Below are 21542 nucleotides of genomic sequence, written 5' to 3'. Positions count from 1 at the left end.
TTCACAACCGGGTCTTTGACAGCCTTGATGCTTTGGAAGACCACTTGGAGCACGCCTTGCGAGATCTCGAAAACGATCCCGCACGCGTCTATTCCATCACCGCCTGGTCTTGGATTGTTAATGCACTATAGATTGAAAAATGGAATCAAACCATAGGTTCACCAGATTGGCCAACGGGCGCTTGTCCGGCTTTTCCGGTCGCCATTCCGGTTGCTGGATGACCTTTCCTTGAATGAATCGCTCAAACTGGAGCGCTTCGACTTTGTGTAATAGCTCCCCCGAGCAAGATGACGATGCCGTCGCTATTGTTCTGGAGCTTATAGCGGTAGCCCAATAGCTTCCCCATCTTGGCCACATGGAAGCGGCCGTACGCGGGATAATGGACCTCGAAGGTCTTGTGCTCGATGGTGTCTTCGATCTCCTCGGCCTTGAGGGTGCCCGAATAGAGCTGCCGGACCGTGTCGATTGAGCAGCCGCAGAACAACAGCTTCGAATAGTCCACCAGCCTCGGCTCCCCGATCAGCACACGCCCCTTGGGGGTCGGTCTCGCCCTATTACAAAGACTCCAAGGAATAGCGTTCCCAGAGGGTTTTCTTATGCAGTTTTTTAGTCATTTTTTGTTGTCCTTATAACGGTTTGAACACACAGACGCGTTCAAGTTCTTGGTTGTGACGTGTTACAGGCACGTCCCTAGGGGGCGGCCGCGCATGCGCGGCTTGGCCGCCCCTTCCCGGACATAGCGCTGGCCATCGTAAAGGCATTCCCACCGGCCCTGGTCAAAGATGCAGCCGGCTAAGGGGATGCGGCGGAGCGATAGCCGATTTTGAGGAGCACCACGCCCGAGATCCTGACCAGGACCACGGGCGGTTTCGTGCCGTCGGGGTTTGGAAGAGCCGCGCCGGCTTTTGAAAGCGGTCCCGAACTTTGCGGCACCGGATCGAGTGCAGGCGTTGGCGGCGGTGGAGACTTGTGGAGGGTGCTGTAGGCGAGGGCCTGATGTATAGTCGGGTTCCTTGCCCTGGACGTTGCCGCGCCTGGGGAAACAGTACCGGCATTCGTCAATGACGATCACCGCCCCGTCCGGGCAGTCCCACCACGCCAAGGGATCGTCGAAGGGTTACCAATGGACGAGGTTGAGCCCCGCGATCCCCCGCCCCTGGTTCATTGACCGCCGCCTTTTGGACGTACCAGATCGGGCGCTTCCCGGCGAATTCGCGATCAATTTCAGCGAAGGTAAACAAGGTTTTGCCGTGGTCCGGAAGCCCCATGACGAAGGTAATGGCCATTACTCCACCCCTTCGGCTTCTCGCGCCGTTTGCCGAATCTCCTGCCACTGGCGGACGAGGCCCAACACCGCCCCCACCAGAACAGCGGCAATGATTCCCGCGAAGAATCCGAGTCCCGTTCCGGCCCACAACATCGTTTCAAGCGACGCCTGCCACTCCGAAACAGAACCGCTGATTGTGATGGTGTCCATAGCCCCCCCTTAAGCCGAAAAACTGCTGCCACTGCCGCCACCGTTGTCGCGTGTCCGCCAGACGCTGTTGAGTTTCTCGCCCTGCTTAAATCCGGAGAGGACCGCCCGAAAGGCAATGGCCGAGAATATAACGTTGATCGCCTTATCGACTTCGAGAAAGCCGAGCATTTGAACGACCTAATTGTTTAGTCCCACCGTGTGCTGGAGTGGGTTGAACGTAAAGCGATCGGGTTCTTTTTGCCAGCATTTGATGATGTACTCATAGGGTGTGAGTCCTTGGTGTCTGGCGTCAATTATTTTGTCCGGTCGGCGACAATTACAATGGCTGGTTGAGCGGTTGGTCTTTTTATCGTTTCATCTGTTGCGTTTTGCGATAGCTTTCTCCTTCGATTTCGATGATGGACGCGTGATGGATGAGGCGGTCTATTGCGGCGACCGTCATGATGCTGTCCGGGAAGATGGCGTCCCATTGACTGAACGGCTGATTGGCGGTGATGATCAGGCTGCCGGATTCATAGCGGTGGGCGATAAATTCGAACAGGACCTGGGTTTCCGCATCGGTTTTCTTGACGTAGCCGATGTCGTCGATGATGAGGACGCGATATTTGTCCAGGCGGGTCATGGCGGTCATCAGATCGAGGTCACGCCTGGCCTGTTGCAGGCTTTGCACCAGGGCCGTGGCGCTGAAGGCTTTGACGCGGAGGCCTTGCTCCACCAGATGCAGCCCCAAGGCGGCGGCGATATGGGTTTTGCCGACGCCGGAGGGGCCGATAAGGACGACATTGTCGGCGCGCCGGGCCCAGTCGGTCTGCTCCCTGAGGTGGAGGATCTTCTGCTGAGTCGCCGGTTCCAGGAGTGCCGGGTTCAGGGTGGCGAAGCTTTTTCCGGTGGGGAGTTCGGCTTCCCGGGTCCAGCGTTGAACGCGTTTTTGATAGCGGTCGGCGACCTCTTTTTCCGCGCGGGCTTCGAGATAGCGGCCATGGCTCCAGCCGTGCGCCACGGCGTGTTCCTGCAAGGCCTGATAATGGCGCAGGAAGGCCGGTAGCTTGAGGTCTTTCAGCGACAAGGCAACACTCGGGCTCATTGCAGCCCCCCATGGGCCTGCGCCCACGGTCCCCTGAGCAGATGATCATAGTCGGTCAGGGCATGCTGAGCCGTTGAGGCCGTCGGCCGCTGGGCGGGCCGCAAATAGCGCGCCTGCAGAGTTTTCAGGGGCGGCAGGGGGCCGTGTTCGGCCTGGCGCAAGAGGTCGGTGGCCAATGGGTCTTGGCAATCGTAGTCATAGGCCAGACGCAGCACCCCGACCATCCATTTGCAGGCTTCACGGGGTTCCAGCTGTTGATCGATCAACTGCCAGAGGCGGCGGTAGCCGTCCGTGGGCAGCAGCTCGTCACGCAGTTGGGCGAAGCGAAACGCCTGGGGTTTGGCGGCGAGGACGTGGATCACGTGGCGATAATCGACCTGCCGGGCGCGGCCTTGACCGGGTGGGGGATAAGCCCGTGGTCAGGGAGAACACCCGCTTTTGGCCGACAAAGCCCTGCAACCGGTCGTGGTAGAGATGGATTTCAAGGCGTTCCCCGATCAGCGAGGCAGGCACCGTGTAGAGCACCTTTTTCACCTCGATGGTGCTCATGCGGGTGACCTTGACGCTGAGCCGGGTATAGTCGGTGAAACGCTGTGCCGGCAGCGTCTTTCGTTCATCTTCGAAGCGCGCCCGGCAATGCCGGTTGAGGCGATCGGCGACACGCTCGATGAACCGCCGGTACGCCTCCACATTCAGGAAGTCGTGGCTACCGCGTCGCTTCAGCGCCTGATCCAGGCGGCGCTTGAATGAGCCGTGAGCACATTCGATGGCGCCGTTTTCGTGGCTCACCCCCGGATTGTTTCGCGCCGGCTTCATGCGGTAGTGGGTACAGAGGGCCTCATAGTCCCGGGTCAGGGCGGTCTGCTCCGCCGTATTCACATAGGCCGCGCTCAGACTGTCGGTGCGATGGGTGGCCGGACAGCCCCCGGCCTGCTGCAACGCGTTCTGCAAACCGTCCGCCAAGGCCGAATAGCTTTCACCGCCCCGCACGACCTGCACATAGCGCCAGCCGCTGTAGGCGAGCCGGAATTGGTAAAGCAAATGCTCGAACGGCTGGCCTTGAAGGGTGATGGGACTATCCGGATGTGTGAAATCCGACAACCCCTGGTAGCCCGGCGGCACCGACTGCCGGAATATGACGGCGCGCTGAGGTCCGTGCACCGCCTTCCAGTGCTTGACCCGTCGCTGCAACGTCCGCAAGATCCGCTCCGGATACCGGCCCGGATACATCTCGTCCAAATGTTCCCACAAGGTCAACCCCGTCACATCCGGGGTTTGCTCCAACAAAGGGACACAGTCTTTGTCCCACACCGCGTCCAACGGATCTTGGCGGGTCCGCCAATGACGTGGCGCCTTGCGTGAATCTCATTCAGCGTTCTCGATGCGGCGGCCGGAGCGTTCCGAAATGTCCGCCTTCGCCGCGGCCGCTTCCTGGGTTAACCCTTGTCGACGACTTGTCATATAAACCTTCTCCTGTCGTTGAGTGATTCGAGCCCCCGGCACCTGATCCTCCATCATGTGAAGTCCCAATTGACGGGTGCCAGTGTCTCACTCAACCGGCCAAGATAGTTGTCGTTGACCGGACAGGTTAATTGTCGTCAAACATCCTTGGAGCGTTTTGAGCCGTTTGGCGAAGTTGTAGGCATTCAGGAAGCTGTAGAGATGCTCTTTTAGCTGCTGGTGGTTTTCGTAGTAGTAGCGTTTGACGGTGGCTTCTTTCAGGGTTCGGTTCATCCGTTCGACTTGGCCGTTGGTCCAAGGATGTGCCGGTTGGGTGAGGCGATGCTCGATGCCATTCTGCTCGTAGGCATAATCGAAAGCCTGGATCCGGTAGATGCCGTCGGGATTTTCAACCGCTGGCTTTTCTTTGACTGAGTGTCGGAAGTTGGCCAGCTCTGTGAACGGCGTGCCGTTATCCGTCAAGACCGGGTGTATCTTGTAGGGCACCGTCGCGATGAGGGTGCGCAGGAAGTTGGCGGCGATCCGGCGGGTTGCCTTCTCATGCAGCTCGGCAAAAGCAAACTTGCTGACCCGATCGATGGCCGCGAATAGATACAAGCGGCCTTCTTCCGTATGCACTTCGGCAATGTCGACATGGAAGTAGCCAAGCGGATATCTCTTAAACTTTTCCCTGGCAGGTTTGCTGCCTGCCATCTCCGGCAACCGGCTGATGCCATGGCGCTGAAAGCAGCGGTGCAATGCAGAGCGGGTCAGGTGTGGAACGCTGGCTTGCAGGGCATACAGGCAATCATCCAGCGGCAGCAGCGTGTATCTGCGAAACGCCCCACACAGGCCGCTTCCCCTCCGGGCGTCAGCACCGTGGAGCGCCGCTCTTTCGGTCCCATTGGTGCATCCTGCACAGAGTCATGCTTTTTCCACTTCGCGACCGTCTTCGGATTGATGCCGTAGCTCTCGGCAAGTTTGTTCAAGCTCGCTTGACTCTGTTGTATCACCCGACGCACCGCCGCTGTCGGGCGGGCGCTTCCATGCAGAACCTGTCCCATAAATCGTCCCTCCGTAGCTGAGCATACATTACTCCAGCACACGGTGGGACTAAACATGTAGGCCGGCGCGCTCCCGATCGCCGAGTAAACGTGACCCTTGATGAGATCCAGCCCGGGATCGAAACCTTGATTTGTCACAAACCCCATGCGCGCCGCCACGAGCCAGGCGAACCCCACAGATCAGGGGCGCGACATAGGAACCCCTGGTGCACATCGGCCCCATGGGAATGGCAAACGCAGAACCCATCGCGTTGAACGTGATGTTCGAAGGACATTCATTCTCGAACTCTTGACCGTCGGTCGAGATCGTCGGCAAGTTGGATGTTTTCGTTCTCCGGCCCCGGTTCGTTCTGGTTCACCCCTCCGGGCAACTCTGGCGGCTTTTTGATCTCGTCGAGCATTTCCTGCAGCTTGCCCTTCGTGTCCAATAGCATGTTTTCCCGTGCGTAATCGGTCGGCAGTTCCCCGGAGGTCGAGTTGTCAATGGAGGTATTGGTGCTGTACTGATAGGTGTAATTGATGATGTTCCCGGCATTGTTGAGGGTGGTCTCGTGGGTCGTGGTTGACGTCGTGCAGGTCTGTGGATCTTGTCCCTGAGTCTTTTGCTGCAGTGAGCTTGCCCGGGAATTTCGGATACCGAAGTAGTGATTGATACTTGAACTACTGGAGGTTTGAAATGATGAAGATTCCAACGGCAAGAGTTTGACGACGTAGCAAATGGAGCTCTCTCGTCTGCGAGCGGAAAACCTGCAGTTGAAGATGGAATTGGAAATCGTAAAAAAGCGGCGGCGTATTTCCCGAAGGAGTCGCTGTGAGATACGCCTGGCTGGTGGATCAACGCGACTCGTATCCGCTGGAAAGGCTCTGTGCGGCCCTGAATGTCAGTCCCAGTGGTTATGCGGCCTGGAAACAAGGCGGCAGGCGGAGTAAGCGGTTGAGCGATGTTCAGCTCCTCACGCTGATCCGGGCCATCCACGAGGAGTCCAAGGGCAGTTATGGCTGGCCGCGCGTCTGGAAAGAACTGCGGGAGAATGGCTCGCCGGCCAGCAAGGAACGAGTCTGCAAGCTGATGCAGGCGAACGTGATTCGAGCCCGCCACAAACGGCGCTACAAGGCGACAACGGATTCGAAGCACCATCTCCCTGTAGCACCCAACCGGCTGGATCGCCACTTTGCGACAGAGCGTCCCGATCAAGTGTGGACCGCGGATATCACCTATGTGCCGACCACCGAAGGCTGGTTGTATCTGGCAGTGGTGATGGATCTGCACACCCGGATGATCATGGATTGGGCGATGGGGGAGCGCATCACCCAGGAGCTTGTCATCCATGCTCTCAGGATGGCTTGGTTCCGCCGCAAGCCGTCAGCGGGGGTCATGCATCATTCCGATCGGGGCAGCCAGTATTGCAGTGCGGCCTATCAGGCGCTGCTGAAACAATACGGTATGCGGGTATCCAGGAGTCGGAAGGGCGATTGTTGGGATAGTGCGCCGATGGAGAGTTTCTTCAACGGCCTGAAGAACGAGCGCACGCATCACCGGCGCTATGCCAGCCGGGAAGAAGCCCGTGAGGATACGTTCGAATACATTGAGTTGTTTTACAATCGGAGACGCCGCCACTCGGCGCTGGGATACCAGAGTCCGGCGACCTATTACCAGAACTGCTTGACCCAGCAACGGCGGGCAGCCTAAGCGTTTGGTATCGGTAAAACCCGGGCAAGCTTAGGCTTATGAGATATTGCGCCTTCACTAGTGCCATTATTTACTTGACATCCTCGGGCGATAGCCGTCTTGCGGCATGACTGCATGATTGAGGCAAAAGAAGCCGCTTTTAAAGGATGCTTTAAAGCATATCGGAGAGACGTCTTGCCACCCCCAACCAGGAGGAGATAGATTGGAGAGCCTACGTAGACGCCACAAAAGGCGAGCGTGTTGGAGCTGCACAAAGCAAACGTTAGGGCGTCTCAACTATCTTCCAACACCGATTCCGGAAAACTGAATACCGACGGCAATCCAAGATCGACACTATAGTGCCGCCGCTTGCTTGATATCGCGGCCGGAAGCTTCATTTCTAGCTATACCGGCCACGAGACCAAATATCGTCGCTGACTACATCGACTACTCAGCCGTTTTAAAGAATGGATCGCCGCACAGCGCTTGTTGGTTTCATTCCTTAAAACTCGGCTACATCAACATATATATTAAATATAGCCTTTTAACACTACTCTAGATTAGCGTGCCTTGTCCGCATCTCTTCTTCCGGAATCCCTTTCTCGTGAATGATATGGGATATCGTAGCTTCCAAAAAGATTAATGTCGATAACTCAAATGTCGTGCCCATCGGCATGCCAACAACTTTACCATACTGTTCCGCGGTACCAATCTGGCATACGAAATCAGCCATATCGCCAATTGTTGAGCTGCTCTTCGTGGACAGCAAAGCGACTTCAGCGCCTTGTTCCTTAGCGCGCTTGGTGAATGCAATCATCGTCTCCGTTTCTCCGGAGCCTGAGATCACGATAAATAAATCACCCCTCCGAATACTCGGGGTAACGATCTCACCAACAACATATGCATCATAACCGCCATGCATCAGGCGCATTGCAAAAAATCTTGCAACCAGTCCTGATCGGCCGGCACCGGTCACAAAAATACGCGATGCCTTATCAAGCATGAGGGTTAATTTTTCATCATAGGTCGGATCTGTAGCTTCTAAAACGCCTGAAATCTTTTCTATGATCAGTTTCTGATGCATATTACGCCCCTATGCAGCGCTAGCGAGCTCGCAAATCTCACGTGCGGCATCAGCAGGCGAAGCTGCACCATAGATTGCGGCGCCAACGACAACAATGTTTGCTCCAGCTCGCGCGACTTGCTGAACCGTCGATTGCTTAATTCCGCCGGCAACAGAGATTCTGACGGGCAGGTTTAGTCTAGCCACGCTTTGCAAATCGGCAAACGGGGTCTGACCCGCGGCCTGGGCATCAAGACCCGTGTGAACGCCAATAATATGGGCACCTAGCTTAGCGGACTCTCTAGCACATCCTATTTTATCCGGCACATTAATGAGATCGACCTGCACTTCTGCATTGTGTGCGTTCGCTGCCTTAATGACTCCCGCAATAGTTGGAAGGCCAGACACTCCGAGAACCGTACAGATATCAGCACCTGCCGCGTAGAAAGGTGTTGCTTCGTACTCGCCGGCGTCCATTGTCTTAAGATCGACTAAAATCAGTTTGCTTGGGAATTTTTTCCTCAATTCTTTAACCAGACCAACCCCATTATGTTTAATACACGGAGTTCCGATTTCAAAAATATCGACATAAGGGGCTGCAAGGCCAGCAAGCTTTAAGGTTTGGTTGACGTCCAAAGAATCTAATGCCAATTGTATTAATGGTCTTGCCATGATGCGTGCTCCAATTGTTATAGTTGGTTAGATACTTATTAATGCATTCTTTAAACGCATTATTTGTTAACTCTAAAGTAGAACCGGGATAGGTGTCAACGCTTCTCTGTCGCTCTTTTATGTCATCGACAGCACGTCAGCTCATGAATAGCATATGTGATTTCAATGCCTTGCGCGGGAACAATAAGCAGCTAGTGACGATGAACTAAAACCACCGGACCATTTGAGTCAGCACAGAAAGGATGACTCTACTAGCTTTTGCTTCCGATACGCGTCCAAGCCTAGTTTTTGAAGAACCTATCAATTTCGGCTAACGTAGCCATTTACTTTATAGTCGTTTATATGTTTTTCAGGTACTTAGCCACGCCGGTTTCGGCTGCCGCTACTTTGGTAGGTGCGGGCAGGTTCTTCAGGTACTTAGCTACACCAGTCTCGGCTGCTGCTGCCGCTGCTTTTGCGGATGCTGGCAGGTTTTTCATGTACTTAGCCACGCCAGTTTCGGCTGTCGGTCCTTCTGAAACCACGATGGAATTGTGCTGAACCGTCTGAACCTTAGATCCAGATTGCTTGCTGCTCCAGAAGATGAAGCCAGCCAAGGCGAGAACGATTAAACCGATCGGATAATTTTCCACCAAAGGATTTTCGGCTTTGGCAGCCGGAGCACCAGAGCTAGACTGTTCAACCGATGATGCCGACGAGGTGGAGCTGTCCGCATCCGGTCTGGCCTCTATCGTCAATGCTCTTTCCTTCGCAGCTTCACTGTGCTTGGCGATTAAGTCAGCGTCCTGGGAAATAACTACCGGCTCAAAGTCTGCTGCTGGGTATTGTGATTCCGCCCCCGCCAACGGGCTGGCTAGCAGCAGCGCCGTAAATATAGCTTTCGTCAAATCGTGCTTTTTCACATCATTCTCCTAAAAATCGTAAGAAGTGGATGAAGACCCCGGCCAGTGTGGGCTGGATGGCCGCCCCTAACTTAGTATAAGGGGGCGCATCATCAAATGGAATATATAAGCCTCTTCCGATGCTCTAAGAGCTTTAAGGAGGTGCACTTTTCATGATGCGGCAGCCTGAACGCATCCACCACGAGCGTCAACCAAAATGATCATCTCTACGCCAGGGTTCCGACGCAGGATTCGCACACAACCAGCGGCGCATCCTAACCATCCTCGTAGCCGGCGCTGAGAAGGGCTTCCCGGCAAAATTCGGCAAGCTGCTCCATCCACCGACATCTTGCCTTACCGAATTGATCCACCAGATTGAGGGTATCCACACGGATCGAAGCTTCGCGTCGTAAGAATACCCTGGATTTCTGATCATACGGCAAGTCTTGGCGTGCATCGAGGCGCTTTGGACAATCGTGCGAAGATTGGAGATCTACGCACCAAGCGGCTGCGGCTAAGTCCTGGGCCAGTCCACCGATCCGGACGCTCCCAGCACTCGCGTCGAGATCGCCTTGCGGCGACTCCCGTGAAAATCGGCGCTTGCTAACCTGATTGTTTACGCCCGACGGATCGCTCTAAGCGTATTGCTGCGAAATTCCCAACCCAATTGAAAGCCGGATGCGGTTTCTACAACCGGCTATCATTACGTTAGACAATGCTCGGAACCCACTCTGACTAAACCTACCTCGGATTAAACCTGCGCGGATGCGCCCATCGAGTCCATCGCCAATTCGCTTTGAATCCAGACCAATCCAGGCGATTGAGCGTAGGCCACGCTCGCGGTCAGGATTTCCTGACATCTTCCTCGAAGACCTTAATGCTGTTCCGCTGATTAACGCAATGGCCCTTCTTGCGCGACTAAGCGTGCTTTTTTGGGCGGTATTTGTTGAAGGATGTTACTGGCCCGGAGAATCGACGCTGCGCGTCGCCACTAATGTTTGGTCTGGTTATGAGATGCTTTACGCCGCGCGGGAGTTGGGGCTTTACGACGAAGGCCGCATCCGATTGGTGGAGATGACTTCCGCTACCGAGGTGTCGCTGGCGCTGCAGAATGGTCTGGTAGAGGCGGGAACATTGACGCTTGACGAGGTGCTCGGCCTAAAGGCGAAAGGCGCCGATCTTCACGTAGTGCTAGTGTTCGACTATTCGGCCGGGGCCGACGTACTTCTGGCCCGACCCGGCATCCGCACCATTGATGAACTGAAACACCGGCGTGTTGGAGTCGAAAACACGGCGGTCGGAGCGGTTCTGTTAGACGCGGCATTGAGTTCCGTTAAGCTGGATCCCAAAGATATCGAAATTATTCATTTGACGGTCGACGAACATGAAAGCGCCTATCGAAACGGTTCCGTAGACGCGCTGGTTACGTTTGAGCCTACTAAATCCCGCTTATTCGAACTAGGTGCGAAGCCGCTGTTTGATAGCACAAAAATTCCGGGTCGAATTCTCGATGTTCTTGCAGTGCGTGCAGAAGCACTGCAAGAACATCGGCAGTCTTTGCGCAGCCTTGTTGATAGTTACTTTCAGGCCATGGCCGAGTGGCGGACTCATCCGGAACAAACGGCCGCTTTGATAGCGCCGAGAATGGCGCTTTCGCCTGCGGCTGTTCTTAAAACCTATCAGGAAATTCATCTCACGGGCCTGGAGGAAAACCGTAAGCTTTTGAGCAGCTCCAGGCCGATTCTGGACTCAACCGCCCGTGAACTGGCCAATTTTATGGTCTCACGGCGACTCCTGCCTTCTCACGTATCTTTCAATCAAATAGCCAACGATCAGTGGTTGCCCCGACTCGGCCCATAAAAACGATAAGAACGATTTCGCTGGCTCGATGGATTCCTGTCGTGCTCATCGGATCTATGAGCTTGTTTTGGGCCGCACTTTCTTTCGTCGAATATCAGTTATGGAATTCCCGTATCCGACAGGAGAGCAGCGAGACCGTGCGCGATGAGGTCATCCGGCTACAGCGCGTGATGGAACACCAAATTCTAGGGGGGAATTGGAGCGCTGCGGAGCAAGCGCTTACCTGGCTGGCCGTGAAGCCTCCATTTTCCGTGCTGGCGGCGCTGGATGAGGACGGGACCGTACTGCTAGCGACTCGGTTGGCGTGGAAGGGCCAGAACGGTAACAAGGTCTTGCCGGGTTTTGTTGCTCACGACGTGCGATCGGTACTTGAGAACGGCGCCCCGATGGTCCGATATACCGGCGACGGCAGGCATATCGTGGCATATGCGCCTTTGAGTCTAGCGGGCGAATCGGGCAGCCTCCGTTCGCTTCGCAAAGGCATCATCTTCGTTAATTACGACATGAGGTACGAACAAGCCTCATTCTGGGCCGATTTGTTGCAGCGAAGCGCGGTATTTGCGGCAGCGTCTCTTCTTCTGGCAGCTGCACTTTTCGTGCTGTTGCGCAAACTCGTTGTCCAACCTCTGTATCGTTTAGCCGAGACAGCCCAGCGCATCGAAGCCGGTGAACTTGGATCGGGCGCCATGTTGGCCGGCGAAGGTGAATTGGCGCAGCTTGGGAGGGCGTTCGACCGAATGAGCCTCACACTGGCTCAGAACATGCGACAGATCCAAGACCGGGAGCAAAACCTCGCCATCACTTTGCGTTCAATCGGCGACGCGGTCATAGCTACCGATCGTGGCGGTCGAATCCAGCGCATCAACAAAGTAGGCGAGCAGCTCACCGGCTGGACTGAGCAAGAGGCTTTAGGACGCAAGATTGACGACGTCTTTCACATTATTAATGCGAAAACCCGAGAGCCAGCGGAAGATCCGGTCACCCGAGTCTTAGAGAACGGTCATATTTTGGGCCTTGCGAATCACACGGTACTTGTCGCCCGGGACGGACAAGAGTACCAAATCGCCGACAGCGTCGCGCCGATCCGAGATGAACAGGGCTCAGTTCGAGGAGTCGTGCTCGTTTTCCGGGATGTTACCGAGGAGTACCACACACGCGAGGCATTGGAGTTCAAGCAATACAGTATCGATCACACCGGCGATGCGATCATGTGGATTAACCCCGAGGGGCACCTCGTCGACATCAATCAGGGGGCTTGTCGAATGTTGGGGTATGGCCGCGACGAATTGCTGGCCATGAAGATCAGTGATCTTTACTCCGGCGATGAGCGGGAGCCGTGGCCGAACACATGGTCGGCTGTTCGAGAAGATTCTCACTCGAAAGAGGAAACGGTCTATCAGGGAAAGAATGGGAAGATCATACCGGTCGAAGTCGCCTACAGCTATCTCACATACGATGAAGACGAATTTATTTGCGCCATCGCCCGTGATCTTACAGATCAAAAAAAGGTGGAACGGGCGCTTCGGGAGGAAAGCCTGCGCAATGCGCTTTTGCTTAAGACCGCCAGTGATGGAATCCATGTTTTGGACGCGTACGGTAACGTCCTTCAAGCCAGTGATGCCTTCTGCCGTATGCTGGGCTATTCGCCGGAGGAGATTGTTCGTCTGAATGTCAGAGATTGGGATGGCAAGTGGACTCAGCAGGAACTTCAGGAAAAAATCAGAGAATTGCTCGACAAAGCGGATGTGTTTGAAACGCTTCATCGCCGCAAGGACGGCTCAATGTTCGAGGTGGAAATCTGCGCCACCGGAGTGAAATTCGGGAATCAGCGGCTGTTGTATTGTTCGGCGCGAGACATTTCGCAGCGCAAGGCTGTAGAACGTGCGCTCCGCGAGAGCAAGGAACGCCTAAAACTAGCTTACCAGGGTGCGGATCTCGGCACTTGGCACTGGGACATCGGCACCGGCCAACTGGTGTTCGACGACCGTTGGGCAGAATTTCTCGGCTTCGAGGCGCATGAGGCGGAGCACCACATCTTCACGTGGAAAAAGCTTATCCATCCTGATGACTGGACTCAGGTGATGGATGCGCTGAACGCGCATATCGCCGGGGTCACGCCGACATTCGAAACCGAACATCGTCTCCGCACCAAATTCGGCGAGTGGATCTGGATTCTCGACAAAGGCAGAGTACTCGAATGGGACGCTGCCGGGAAACCATTGCGGGCAGCTGGCACTCACCTGGACATTACGGCTCGAAGGCATGCGGAAATGGCTTTGCGGGAGAGCGAATCGCGTTTCCGCGAATTAAGCGATGCGGCGCCGGTGCTCATCTGGATGTCGGATTCGGAAAATGGACGCCACTACTTCAATCGGGGCTGGTTGGAGTTTACCGGCCGCACGATAAGCCAGGAAATATCCTCCGGCTGGATGGAAGGCATTCACCCCGATGATCGCGGGCCCTACCTTAGAGCGTATAGAAAAGCATTCGAAGCCCAGCAGACCTTCCGTACCGAATACCGCTTACGTCGATACGACGGCGAGTTCCGTTGGTTATCCGACTCCGGCAAGCCACGTTTCGACGGACAGGACCGATTTCTCGGCTTTATCGGATCATGTATCGATATCACGGAGATGAAGCAAGCGGAATTGGAGCTTCGTCTGGCCGCTTCAACGTTCGAGGTCAACGAGGCAATCATCATTACCAATGCGATTGGCGTAATTCAGCGGGTAAACAATGCCTATTGCAAACTAACGGGATTTTCCCGGGATGAAGTAATTGGACAAGGCCCCGATATCATGAAATCGGACCGCCATGACGAAGCGTTTTATCGCACCATATGGCGAACACTCATCCGCGATGGATTTTGGCAGGGCGAAATCTGGAGTCGCCGAAAGTCCGGCGAAATTTGCCCACACTGGCTCTCGATTACGGCAGTAAAGAACGATTTAGGCAAAACGACGCATTATGTCGGTGCGTTCATCGACATCTCCATGCAGAAAGAGGCCGAACGGCAAATTCGGCAGTTGGCTTATTACGATACGCTCACCGGCCTGCCGAATCGGCGGCTTTTCTACGACAGGCTGAATCAGGCACTCACTTATGCGGCCCGCTGGGGCCAATACGGCGGTTTACTCTTCATTGACTTGGACCACTTCAAAATCCTTAATGACACGCTGGGTCACGACATAGGTGACGAGCTTTTGATTCAGGTCGCGAATGTTCTAACGAGCGCGGTGCGAGAGGAGGACACGGTAGCCCGTTTGGGCGGAGATGAATTCGTAATTGTGCTGGAGTGCCTAGGTGACGATAAGCCGGTCGCCACGCTCTCTGCCGAGCAGGTGGCGCAAAAATTGATCGGGACCTTGAAGAAACCCTTTCGACTTGCCGGACAGGAGCACCACGTTACCTTGAGTATTGGTGCGGTGCTGTTTCGCGACGACACGGAGCGTCCGGAAACGCTGCTCAAGCGAGCCGATGCGGCAATGTATGAAGCCAAAGCTGCCGGTCGAAACACCGCTTGTTTTTTCGATCCCCAGATGGAAGCCAGCATGGAGGCGCGCGTCGCGCTGTTGGGGGAGCTTCGAAAAGCACGAGCGAGCAATCAGCTTCAGTTGTATTGCCAGCCGCTGGTCAATGTCGAGCGCAAGCTTTCCGGCGGTGAAATTCTGTTGCGTTGGAATCATCCTACGCGGGGATGGATTGCACCGAGCGAGTTTATTCCCCTGGCCGAGGAAAGCGGTCTGATCGCCGAGATCGGTAATTGGGTTTTGAATGCTGCGTGTGAGCGAATTTCGCAGTGGGAGCGAGAAGGATTATTGTCACCGGATTTTTCCCTGGCGGTGAACATCAGTCCGCGGCAGTTCCGACAGCCGAATTTTTCCGCAGTTGTACGCGGCATCGTGCAGCGTGTCAGCGTGGCTCCGCAACGGTTGAAATTGGAGATCACGGAAGGGATGCTGATATCAAAACTCGACGATATCATCAGGACTCTGGACACCCTGAGGGAAGCCGGGCTGCGCTTCTCCCTCGACGATTTCGGTACCGGCTATTCATCTCTCTCGTATCTGCAGCGTCTACCGCTGGACCAACTCAAAATTGACCGCTCGTTCGTGTGCGATGCTCATGAAAATACCAATGATGCCGTCATTGTGGAAACCATTATCGCCATGGGACACCATATGGGCCTGGAGGTGGTTGCCGAAGGGGTGGAGACTGAAGCGCAGTTCGAGTTTCTCAAGGCGCGCGGATGTCAGTCTTTTCAGGGCTATCTATTCGGACGGCCAATGGACTTGAATGATTTCGAGCGGTGTCTTCGGGATGTGGCCGGATGTGTGACCCGGTCACAGCTTTCTTTAGTTTGATGTATTCGACTGACTTTTAAAGAGCGGACAAAAGCTCGTCGACCCGCCGTAAATCATCCTCGGTATCAACACCCGCCTCCGGCGCTTCCTCGACCGGCAAAACCAGAATACGTTCGCCCTGCCATAGAATACGCAATTGCTCCAATGCCTCGACGGCTTCCAGCCGGGACGGTGGCCAGCTCACGTAGCGGCGAAGAAAACCGGCCGAATAAGCATAAATGCCGATATGCCGGAGATACGGAAAGTTTTCCGGCAAGGATCTGTCAGCGTCGGCAAAACCGGCCCTATGCCAAGGAATGGGGGCCCGACTGAAATAAAGTGCGCAGCCGTTTTGATCGAGCACTGTCTTGACGGCGTTCGGGTCGAAGACTTCGCTGTGGCTTTTGATGGGTGCGGCAAGAGTCGCAACCTGCGCAATACACTGGTTCGCCAAGGCTGCGGCGAGCATCCTCACCAGTTTTGGCCGCATCAGAGGCTCATCGCCCTGCAGGTTGACGACGATTTCGTCATCCGCCCAACCCAGCTTATCCGCCACCTCGGCAATCCGTTCGGTGCCGCTGGCATGCTCCTTTCGGGTCATTACCGCACGCACGGGCAGATGATTTACCGCGTCGCGGATCCGTTCGTCGTCGGTGGCGACAATGACGTTGTCGCCAGCTTCTAAGGCGCGCTCGCAGACGTGGACGATCATCGGTCGTCCCGCCAAAGCCAGCAGAGGCTTGCCCGGCAGCCGGCTTGATCCGTAGCGCGCAGGAATGACGATGTTAAAAGACGGCATGGTATAGCCGCTACGACAGAGCGTCGTATTCTTCAAGGCTGATCTTTCGAGCCTCGTTTTCCAGCATCACCGGGATGTCATCGCGTATCGGATAGGCGAGTCGGTCTGCCTTGCAGATCAGTTCCTGCTGCTCCTTTTTGAAAATGAGTTCGCCTTTGCAGACGGGGCAGACCAGGATCTCAAGCAGTTTTCTGTCCATTACGTTTGGCCTTCAATAGGGTTAACAAATTCTCGCCGAATTCGGTCGGCAGCTTTGCTTCGACGGGCACATACCAGAAATTTTCCGCGCCAAAAGCACGGCACTTAACCGCATCTTTCTCGGTCATCACGATCGGTTGACCTTTAGCAAACTCCAAGTCTTCAGCTCGATACTCATGATGATCGGGAAATTCGCGGCCGTCGAACTCTAAACCGAAACTTCGAAGATGACTAAAAAACCGCTGCGGATTGCCGATCCCGGCGATTGCATAGAAAGCACGTCCGACAAAGGATTTCAGGGGCTTTCTCACGGTTTCGTCCTGAAGGTTCACTGCCACTTCGCCTTCCAGAGACATGGCGTATTCGCCAGGCGGAGCTTCACCCGAATACACTCGTAAATCCACCGATTTCAAGCGTTCTAGCGGCTCCCGCAGAGGCCCCGCCGGAAGACAGTGGCCGTTACCGAACCGCCGGGCACCGTCGATCACGGCGATTTCCAACTCGCGAGCCAAAGCATAGTGCTGTAAACCGTCATCGGAAACGATGATGTCACAGCAGGTTTTCTCGAGAAGTGCTTGAGCCGCTTCGGCGCGTTCGGGGAAAACAAATACCGGACAGCCGGTTCGGCGTGCGATGAGTAGCGGCTCATCGCCCACGGCACGCGCATCAGAGTCCGCCGAAACTTGACGCGGCCGCCGTCCGAGGGACGCCCCATAGCCGCGGCTGACAATACCCGGTTTAAATCCTTTCTCCTTCAGAAACTGAGCCAGCCAAATGACCAAAGGCGTCTTGCCGGTACCGCCGACTGTTAAATTGCCGACTACGATGATCGGAACTGGAAGGCGGCTGACTTTCTTAAAGCCATTCCGGTATGACCAGCAGCGAATCGTAACAACCTGGCGGAATACGATTTCGAGCGAAGTCAAAAATGGATTTGGACGCGATTTGCCGTACCACTCCCGCTGTAGCCAGGCGGTCAGTTGCTTCTTCACCTGACTCGATGGAAGGGTTAGGGATTCTCGACCGCTTCGCTCTTGGCGACGAAGGTCACATGGGTGAAACCGAGCTGGCTGGCTGCATCTAGAACGGTAATTACGGCTTGATGAGTGGTCTTTTGATCCGCGTTGATGACCAGCAACGGGTTTTTATCATCACCCGCTCCTTCCAGGATGGCTCTTTTCAGGGTTTCGATTTGCGTGTTGACCACCTGATGCTCGTTGACGAAATAACGCCCTTCCGCATCGATGACGACGTCAACGCCCTTTTCTTCACTTGCAGTTTGCCCTGTGGCCTCGGGTAACCGGATCTGCAGTGCGGCTTCACGGCTAAACGTGGTGGTCAATACCAGGAAGATCAACAGTACGATGAGTACGTCGATCATCGGAATCAGGTTAAGTTCGGGATAATCCCGACGCCGCGGGCGGAAATTCATTGCCGATTAGTCCTCTTCCTGGCTGCTGTAAAGGGTTTCGATCAGGCGGACGGCCTCTTCCTCCATGCGGACGGCGAAGTCGATCACACGGCCTTGGAAATACCGGTAGAAAATCAGGCTGGGGATGGCTACAGCCAATCCTGCCGCCGTAGCGATGAGAATTTCCGATATGCCACCGGCGAGCTTGGTGGGATTGCCGATGCCGCTTGCCATGGAAAACGTGGAGAAGACCTTGATCATGCCCAGGACACTACCCAGGAGACCGAGGTAAGGCGACACCGAGGCGATAGTGCCCAAGGTATTCAAGTATCGCTCCAAATCGTGTATTGCCTGGCGTCCGGCTTGTTCGATACTTTCCCTCACCACTTCGCGGCCTTGCGAATAGTTCGTGAGCCCCGCCGCAAGGATCGCACCGAGCGGGGAATTTACCCTTAATTTCCGAATATAGGCGCTATCGAGCAGATTTTTTCGGTATAAATTCCATACTTCCGGCACCAGTTGCGGAGGAATAATACGGTTTGCACGCAACGCCCAGAAGCGTTCCAAAATGATGGCTAAAGCCAGTATTGAACAGGCGATGATGGGCACCATGACCCAACCGCCCGCTTTAATGATTTCAAACACGGTCGATTATTCCCCACATTAGTCAGCCAATCATTTTAATCGATCGGCTTGAAACCGACAGCCCTTACATCAAGGATAGCAACCGGAATACCGATCAAGCGCCTTTATGATTTATACGCGCAAACTGTCGAAGATTGTTAAAGGCTTATAAATTTCCGGCGGCTAGAACACCATCACAAGGCTTCTACATCGATATTCGGAAGTTCAGCGCGAAAACTTCCGCGTTGCCAAACGATTTTTCCGATATCAAGCCAAGGCTGAGCGATATTCCTATGGCGCAGATCGTCTTCCCAATCCATGGGCACTCGCACTTCTTTCATTTTGACGAGAAATTCAGCGTTCGATAAATCCAGCCCGAGCTCGGTACCCCAAAACGCCGTAACCTTTTTCAAGAACTTACTCAAACGCTCCTGATTCATGTGAGAAGTCACAGCGACATTTGCCCACATCGACTGGACGCGGCCCCAATTCGGCGCCACCAGCCTGCCCTCCTCGTTTACAAACGGCAGCCATTGCTCGCGGCCTGCCTGGTCCTTGTAAGTTATGGCCAAGATATGATTGTAGCCGGCAAAATGATCGTGCATGTAAAGAGCATGGGGCGTTATCCCGAGAAAGGCATGGGAAAAATTGATGACCGAATTGCTGAGGTGATCGATTAATCGTCCGGCAGCGCCGATATCGCAGGCCTCTCCGCAGCGGTACAAGACGCCGTAATGAATCGTGCTGTTTAGTTGGAGCATCAGTATTACAACCAGGAACTTTGCAATACGCTGCACTCGTTGCCTGCCCGTCGCGGCATACCGTTCGTACCATTTCGCAAAAGGATGTTCATCCAACGGAAGCGGAACCGATGGGGCCGCACACGCCTCATTGCAGACCACGCGTTCTCGCTGATCCGCTATTTGGCGATAAACCCGGTTTCCCCAATGATAGATGCCCGGCAACCCCATAAACCAACCGACTGGTGAGGTATATCCCATGCTGACCAATATGCGGATATAAGTATCCAATCCGGAATACAAGCGCCGTTCGCCATCCAAAGCATAAAGATCCAGCAAAAGCTCGCTGTCAGGGATCGAATCGAGTTCTCGGTATTTTCGCGCGTAACTCTGTAAGCCCTTGAAGTCGATTGCTTTGAGAATGTCGAAGTGCTGGACAATGATTACGGTGCGGTTGCACAACGGGCATTGTTGATCATAGAAAACGGTGAGCTTCGGTTGCTCGAACCGGAAAACCTTCTTCAGATTACGCCACCAGCCAAAGGGAACCAGTAATAAATAATGGACCAGCATCCCGAAGCCGAATGGATATATATTGAGCGAAAGAATTATTCCGGTATGGAACAGCGTTCCGGTAACTAAAAGCGGAATACGAAAAGGACGGAACCAAAACAAAAATATAAACAAAAATTGGAAAACAATTATCGTGTAGCCGATAAACATCTCCAAAGTTTTTATATTCAATAATAGAGTCATGTCGATAGCCGACATGTAATAAGGCATCGTCGGCGGAAGCCACGGCCCCATCCCGTTACGCCAGAATTCAGATGAGAGTTTATGGATACCCGAGTCCAGATAGAGCAGTCCTAGGGATATGGCAAGCGGAAGATAATAGGCAAGAACGGACACTCGACCATGCGGTTCATACCGGCTCTCCAGTGTCGAATGCCTTAGTTTGAGCCGGAGATTATCCAGGGATAACCCGCGCTCTGTAGGCAAGAATATCAGCAGGAAACTCGATCCCGTCATCAACTGATCGAATCCTCCGTCAAAATCCTGCCACATGGGCGTGAAAACGACGAAAACTACCCAAAATATATAATTAGCGACCGCCGCCCTTCGGGTATGATAGCCCACGACCAGACACACTGCGACAGCGGCCCAAACAAGGAGGAAGAAGTGCAGTATGGGCGAGGCTCTATCGAGAAAGGGTACCGGGTCGAAAATCAAATGCCGGAAGTAAAACAGGAAAATGATTTCCTGGAGTATTACCAAAGAGAAACCAATTCGGAAAGCACCAAGACCGATGGCAGGCACTTGCTTGGCAAGTCCCTGCTCGACCAATGTTTGCAGTTTTCGGTACATTGCTTGAATATTACGGTTAACGGAGAGCTATGAGCGGAATACGGAACGGTAAAACTATCCTGCGTGACAAGGGAACCGGCGATTCGATACAGAAAGGGTTCGAGGGAAAAAGGCGACTCGTTAGAGGCTTTTTTATTTGCAACAATAATAAAGCGTGTTATTCAAATGGCTTGTCCCATTCACCGGCAAAGAACGTGTCGGTCAGCGGCCGGCGTGTACGCGGAGCGTCCTCCAGTGCCTTAAGCCCATTCGGTATTTTGTCCTTGGCGAACTGGTATCCCACTTAATCATGGCAAATACTGTATCAAGATTTAGAATCAGCTTTTTGATCCAGATCAGATAATAACGTCCGGGTTGAGCACCGAAACACGAGAGCGTCTCCGAGAGAGCCATCAGCTTTGCTCGCTCGCGGTACAACCGCTCAAATTGTAACCTTTTGGCGACGGTATTAACCAAGTTTTAGTGATTAAAAAGTCAAGGCCACACGTGTTTGTCCTCTCTTTAGGAAGCTCCACGTTGCGGCAAGTGGGCGCTACCGCCGGCCTGCCGGGGGCTAAAAGCGTCTGCGCACCTCGAAGGCGATGAAGTCGGCGATCGGAGTCTCTTCAATCACTTCCAGCGAATCGACTTTTGCCCGCGAAGGGCCACTCGCACACCAGTCCAGGAACTCGGCGATACGATCCGAAGCACCCTCCGCCAGAATTTCGACCCGGCCGTCCGGAAGATTTTGTACCCAACCTTTAATTCCCAAGGCCGTTGCACGTTCGCAAGCAACCGCCCGGAAGAATACTCCCTGAACCAAACCCGATACGAAAACATGAACCCGTCTGGTCATCGATACACTCCGCAAAA

18 protein-coding genes and 4 pseudogenes are annotated in these 21542 nt (G+C 54.4%); 3 read left to right on the top strand and 19 right to left on the bottom strand.

The annotated features are described in order from the left end of the window. Positions 1-241 precede the first annotated feature (241 nt). The 9 genes and pseudogenes from VEB01_RS05935 to VEB01_RS05890 all read right to left on the bottom strand — a co-directional run bounded on the left by VEB01_RS05935 (position 242) and on the right by VEB01_RS05890 (position 5757). On the bottom strand, positions 242-502 hold the full coding sequence (locus VEB01_RS05935; protein ID WP_324873669.1) for a hypothetical protein: 261 nt from the start codon (positions 500-502) through the stop codon (positions 242-244). Between the two features lie 556 nt (positions 503-1058). Continuing rightward, the gene (locus VEB01_RS05930) at positions 1059-1286 is read right to left on the bottom strand and encodes a hypothetical protein (protein ID WP_324873667.1); all 228 of its coding nucleotides are present in this window, start codon (positions 1284-1286) and stop codon (positions 1059-1061) included. Then, positions 1286-1477: a hypothetical protein gene (locus VEB01_RS05925; RefSeq protein WP_324873665.1), complete on the bottom strand. Its 192-nt coding sequence runs from the start codon at positions 1475-1477 to the stop codon at positions 1286-1288. The genes VEB01_RS05930 and VEB01_RS05925 overlap by 1 nt, the downstream gene beginning before the upstream one ends. 9 nt (positions 1478-1486) lie before the next feature. After that, complete coding sequence (locus tag VEB01_RS05920) at positions 1487-1645, bottom strand: DUF2523 family protein (protein ID WP_324873663.1); 159 nt, start codon at positions 1643-1645, stop codon at positions 1487-1489. Positions 1646-1654: 9 nt separating this feature from the next. Next, a pseudogene (locus VEB01_RS05915) lies at positions 1655-1756 on the bottom strand (IS481 family transposase); the annotation flags it as partial. Positions 1757-1823: 67 nt separating this feature from the next. Beyond that, on the bottom strand, positions 1824-2561 hold the full coding sequence (gene istB / locus VEB01_RS05910; protein WP_324873661.1) for an IS21-like element helper ATPase IstB: 738 nt from the start codon (positions 2559-2561) through the stop codon (positions 1824-1826). Beyond that, positions 2558-4064: pseudogene (istA, locus tag VEB01_RS05900) on the bottom strand (IS21 family transposase). The gene istB and the pseudogene istA overlap by 4 nt, the downstream one beginning before the upstream one ends. Positions 4065-4109: 45 nt before the next feature. Beyond that, positions 4110-5065: pseudogene (locus VEB01_RS05895) on the bottom strand (IS481 family transposase). Between the two features lie 275 nt (positions 5066-5340). Further along, on the bottom strand, positions 5341-5757 hold the full coding sequence (locus VEB01_RS05890) for a hypothetical protein (protein WP_324873657.1): 417 nt from the start codon (positions 5755-5757) through the stop codon (positions 5341-5343). Positions 5758-5779: 22 nt separating this feature from the next. Between VEB01_RS05890 and VEB01_RS05885 the strand changes: the two are divergent. Continuing rightward, positions 5780-6755, top strand: a pseudogene (locus VEB01_RS05885) (IS3 family transposase); the annotation flags it as partial. A 529-nt stretch (positions 6756-7284) separates the two neighbouring features. Here VEB01_RS05885 and hxlB read toward each other — a convergent pair. The 3 genes from hxlB to VEB01_RS05870 form a co-directional block, all read right to left on the bottom strand. After that, positions 7285-7818 (bottom strand): 6-phospho-3-hexuloisomerase, encoded by a 534-nt coding sequence (gene hxlB / locus VEB01_RS05880; protein ID WP_324873655.1) that lies wholly within the window; start codon positions 7816-7818, stop codon positions 7285-7287. Between the two features lie 9 nt (positions 7819-7827). Continuing rightward, positions 7828-8469, bottom strand: coding sequence for a 3-hexulose-6-phosphate synthase (hxlA, locus tag VEB01_RS05875; protein WP_324873653.1), 642 nt, complete (start codon positions 8467-8469; stop codon positions 7828-7830). Positions 8470-8807: 338 nt separating this feature from the next. Continuing rightward, on the bottom strand, positions 8808-9371 hold the full coding sequence (locus VEB01_RS05870; RefSeq protein ID WP_324873651.1) for a hypothetical protein: 564 nt from the start codon (positions 9369-9371) through the stop codon (positions 8808-8810). 879 nt (positions 9372-10250) lie between these two features. On the opposite strand from VEB01_RS05870, the gene VEB01_RS05865 reads away from it, so the two are divergent. Continuing rightward, positions 10251-11210, top strand: coding sequence for an ABC transporter substrate-binding protein (locus tag VEB01_RS05865; RefSeq protein ID WP_324873648.1), 960 nt, complete (start codon positions 10251-10253; stop codon positions 11208-11210). A 41-nt stretch (positions 11211-11251) separates the two neighbouring features. Further along, the gene (locus VEB01_RS05860) at positions 11252-15574 is read left to right on the top strand and encodes a PAS domain S-box protein (protein ID WP_324873646.1); all 4323 of its coding nucleotides are present in this window, start codon (positions 11252-11254) and stop codon (positions 15572-15574) included. Between the two features lie 16 nt (positions 15575-15590). On the opposite strand, the gene kdsB is transcribed toward VEB01_RS05860, so the two are convergent. The 7 genes from kdsB to VEB01_RS05825 form a co-directional block, all read right to left on the bottom strand. After that, positions 15591-16352: a 3-deoxy-manno-octulosonate cytidylyltransferase gene (kdsB, locus tag VEB01_RS05855; protein ID WP_324873645.1), complete on the bottom strand. Its 762-nt coding sequence runs from the start codon at positions 16350-16352 to the stop codon at positions 15591-15593. 10 nt (positions 16353-16362) lie between these two features. Further along, on the bottom strand, positions 16363-16551 hold the full coding sequence (locus VEB01_RS05850; protein ID WP_324873643.1) for a Trm112 family protein: 189 nt from the start codon (positions 16549-16551) through the stop codon (positions 16363-16365). Then, positions 16532-17542, bottom strand: coding sequence for a tetraacyldisaccharide 4'-kinase (gene lpxK / locus VEB01_RS05845; protein WP_324873641.1), 1011 nt, complete (start codon positions 17540-17542; stop codon positions 16532-16534). Before lpxK ends, VEB01_RS05850 begins: the two co-directional genes overlap by 20 nt. Positions 17543-17559: 17 nt before the next feature. Beyond that, positions 17560-17982, bottom strand: a complete 423-nt coding sequence (locus VEB01_RS05840) for an ExbD/TolR family protein (protein WP_324873639.1) — start codon at positions 17980-17982, stop codon at positions 17560-17562. A 6-nt stretch (positions 17983-17988) separates the two neighbouring features. Next, on the bottom strand, positions 17989-18606 hold the full coding sequence (locus tag VEB01_RS05835) for a MotA/TolQ/ExbB proton channel family protein (protein WP_324873637.1): 618 nt from the start codon (positions 18604-18606) through the stop codon (positions 17989-17991). Positions 18607-18779: 173 nt separating this feature from the next. Beyond that, positions 18780-20690 carry a DCC1-like thiol-disulfide oxidoreductase family protein gene (locus VEB01_RS05830; RefSeq protein ID WP_324873635.1) on the bottom strand — a complete coding sequence of 637 codons (1911 nt, stop codon included), beginning with the start codon at positions 20688-20690 and terminating at the stop codon, positions 18780-18782. 553 nt (positions 20691-21243) lie between these two features. Next, on the bottom strand, positions 21244-21525 hold the full coding sequence (locus VEB01_RS05825; protein ID WP_324873634.1) for an acylphosphatase: 282 nt from the start codon (positions 21523-21525) through the stop codon (positions 21244-21246). Positions 21526-21542: the final 17 nt, after the last annotated feature.

It is taken from the genome of Methylocaldum sp. (assembly GCF_035627495.1).
GTDB lineage: Bacteria > Pseudomonadota > Gammaproteobacteria > Methylococcales > Methylococcaceae > Methylocaldum.
The sequence above is the reverse complement of the archived record's forward strand: the minus strand, read 5'-3'. Positions and strand labels throughout refer to the sequence as shown.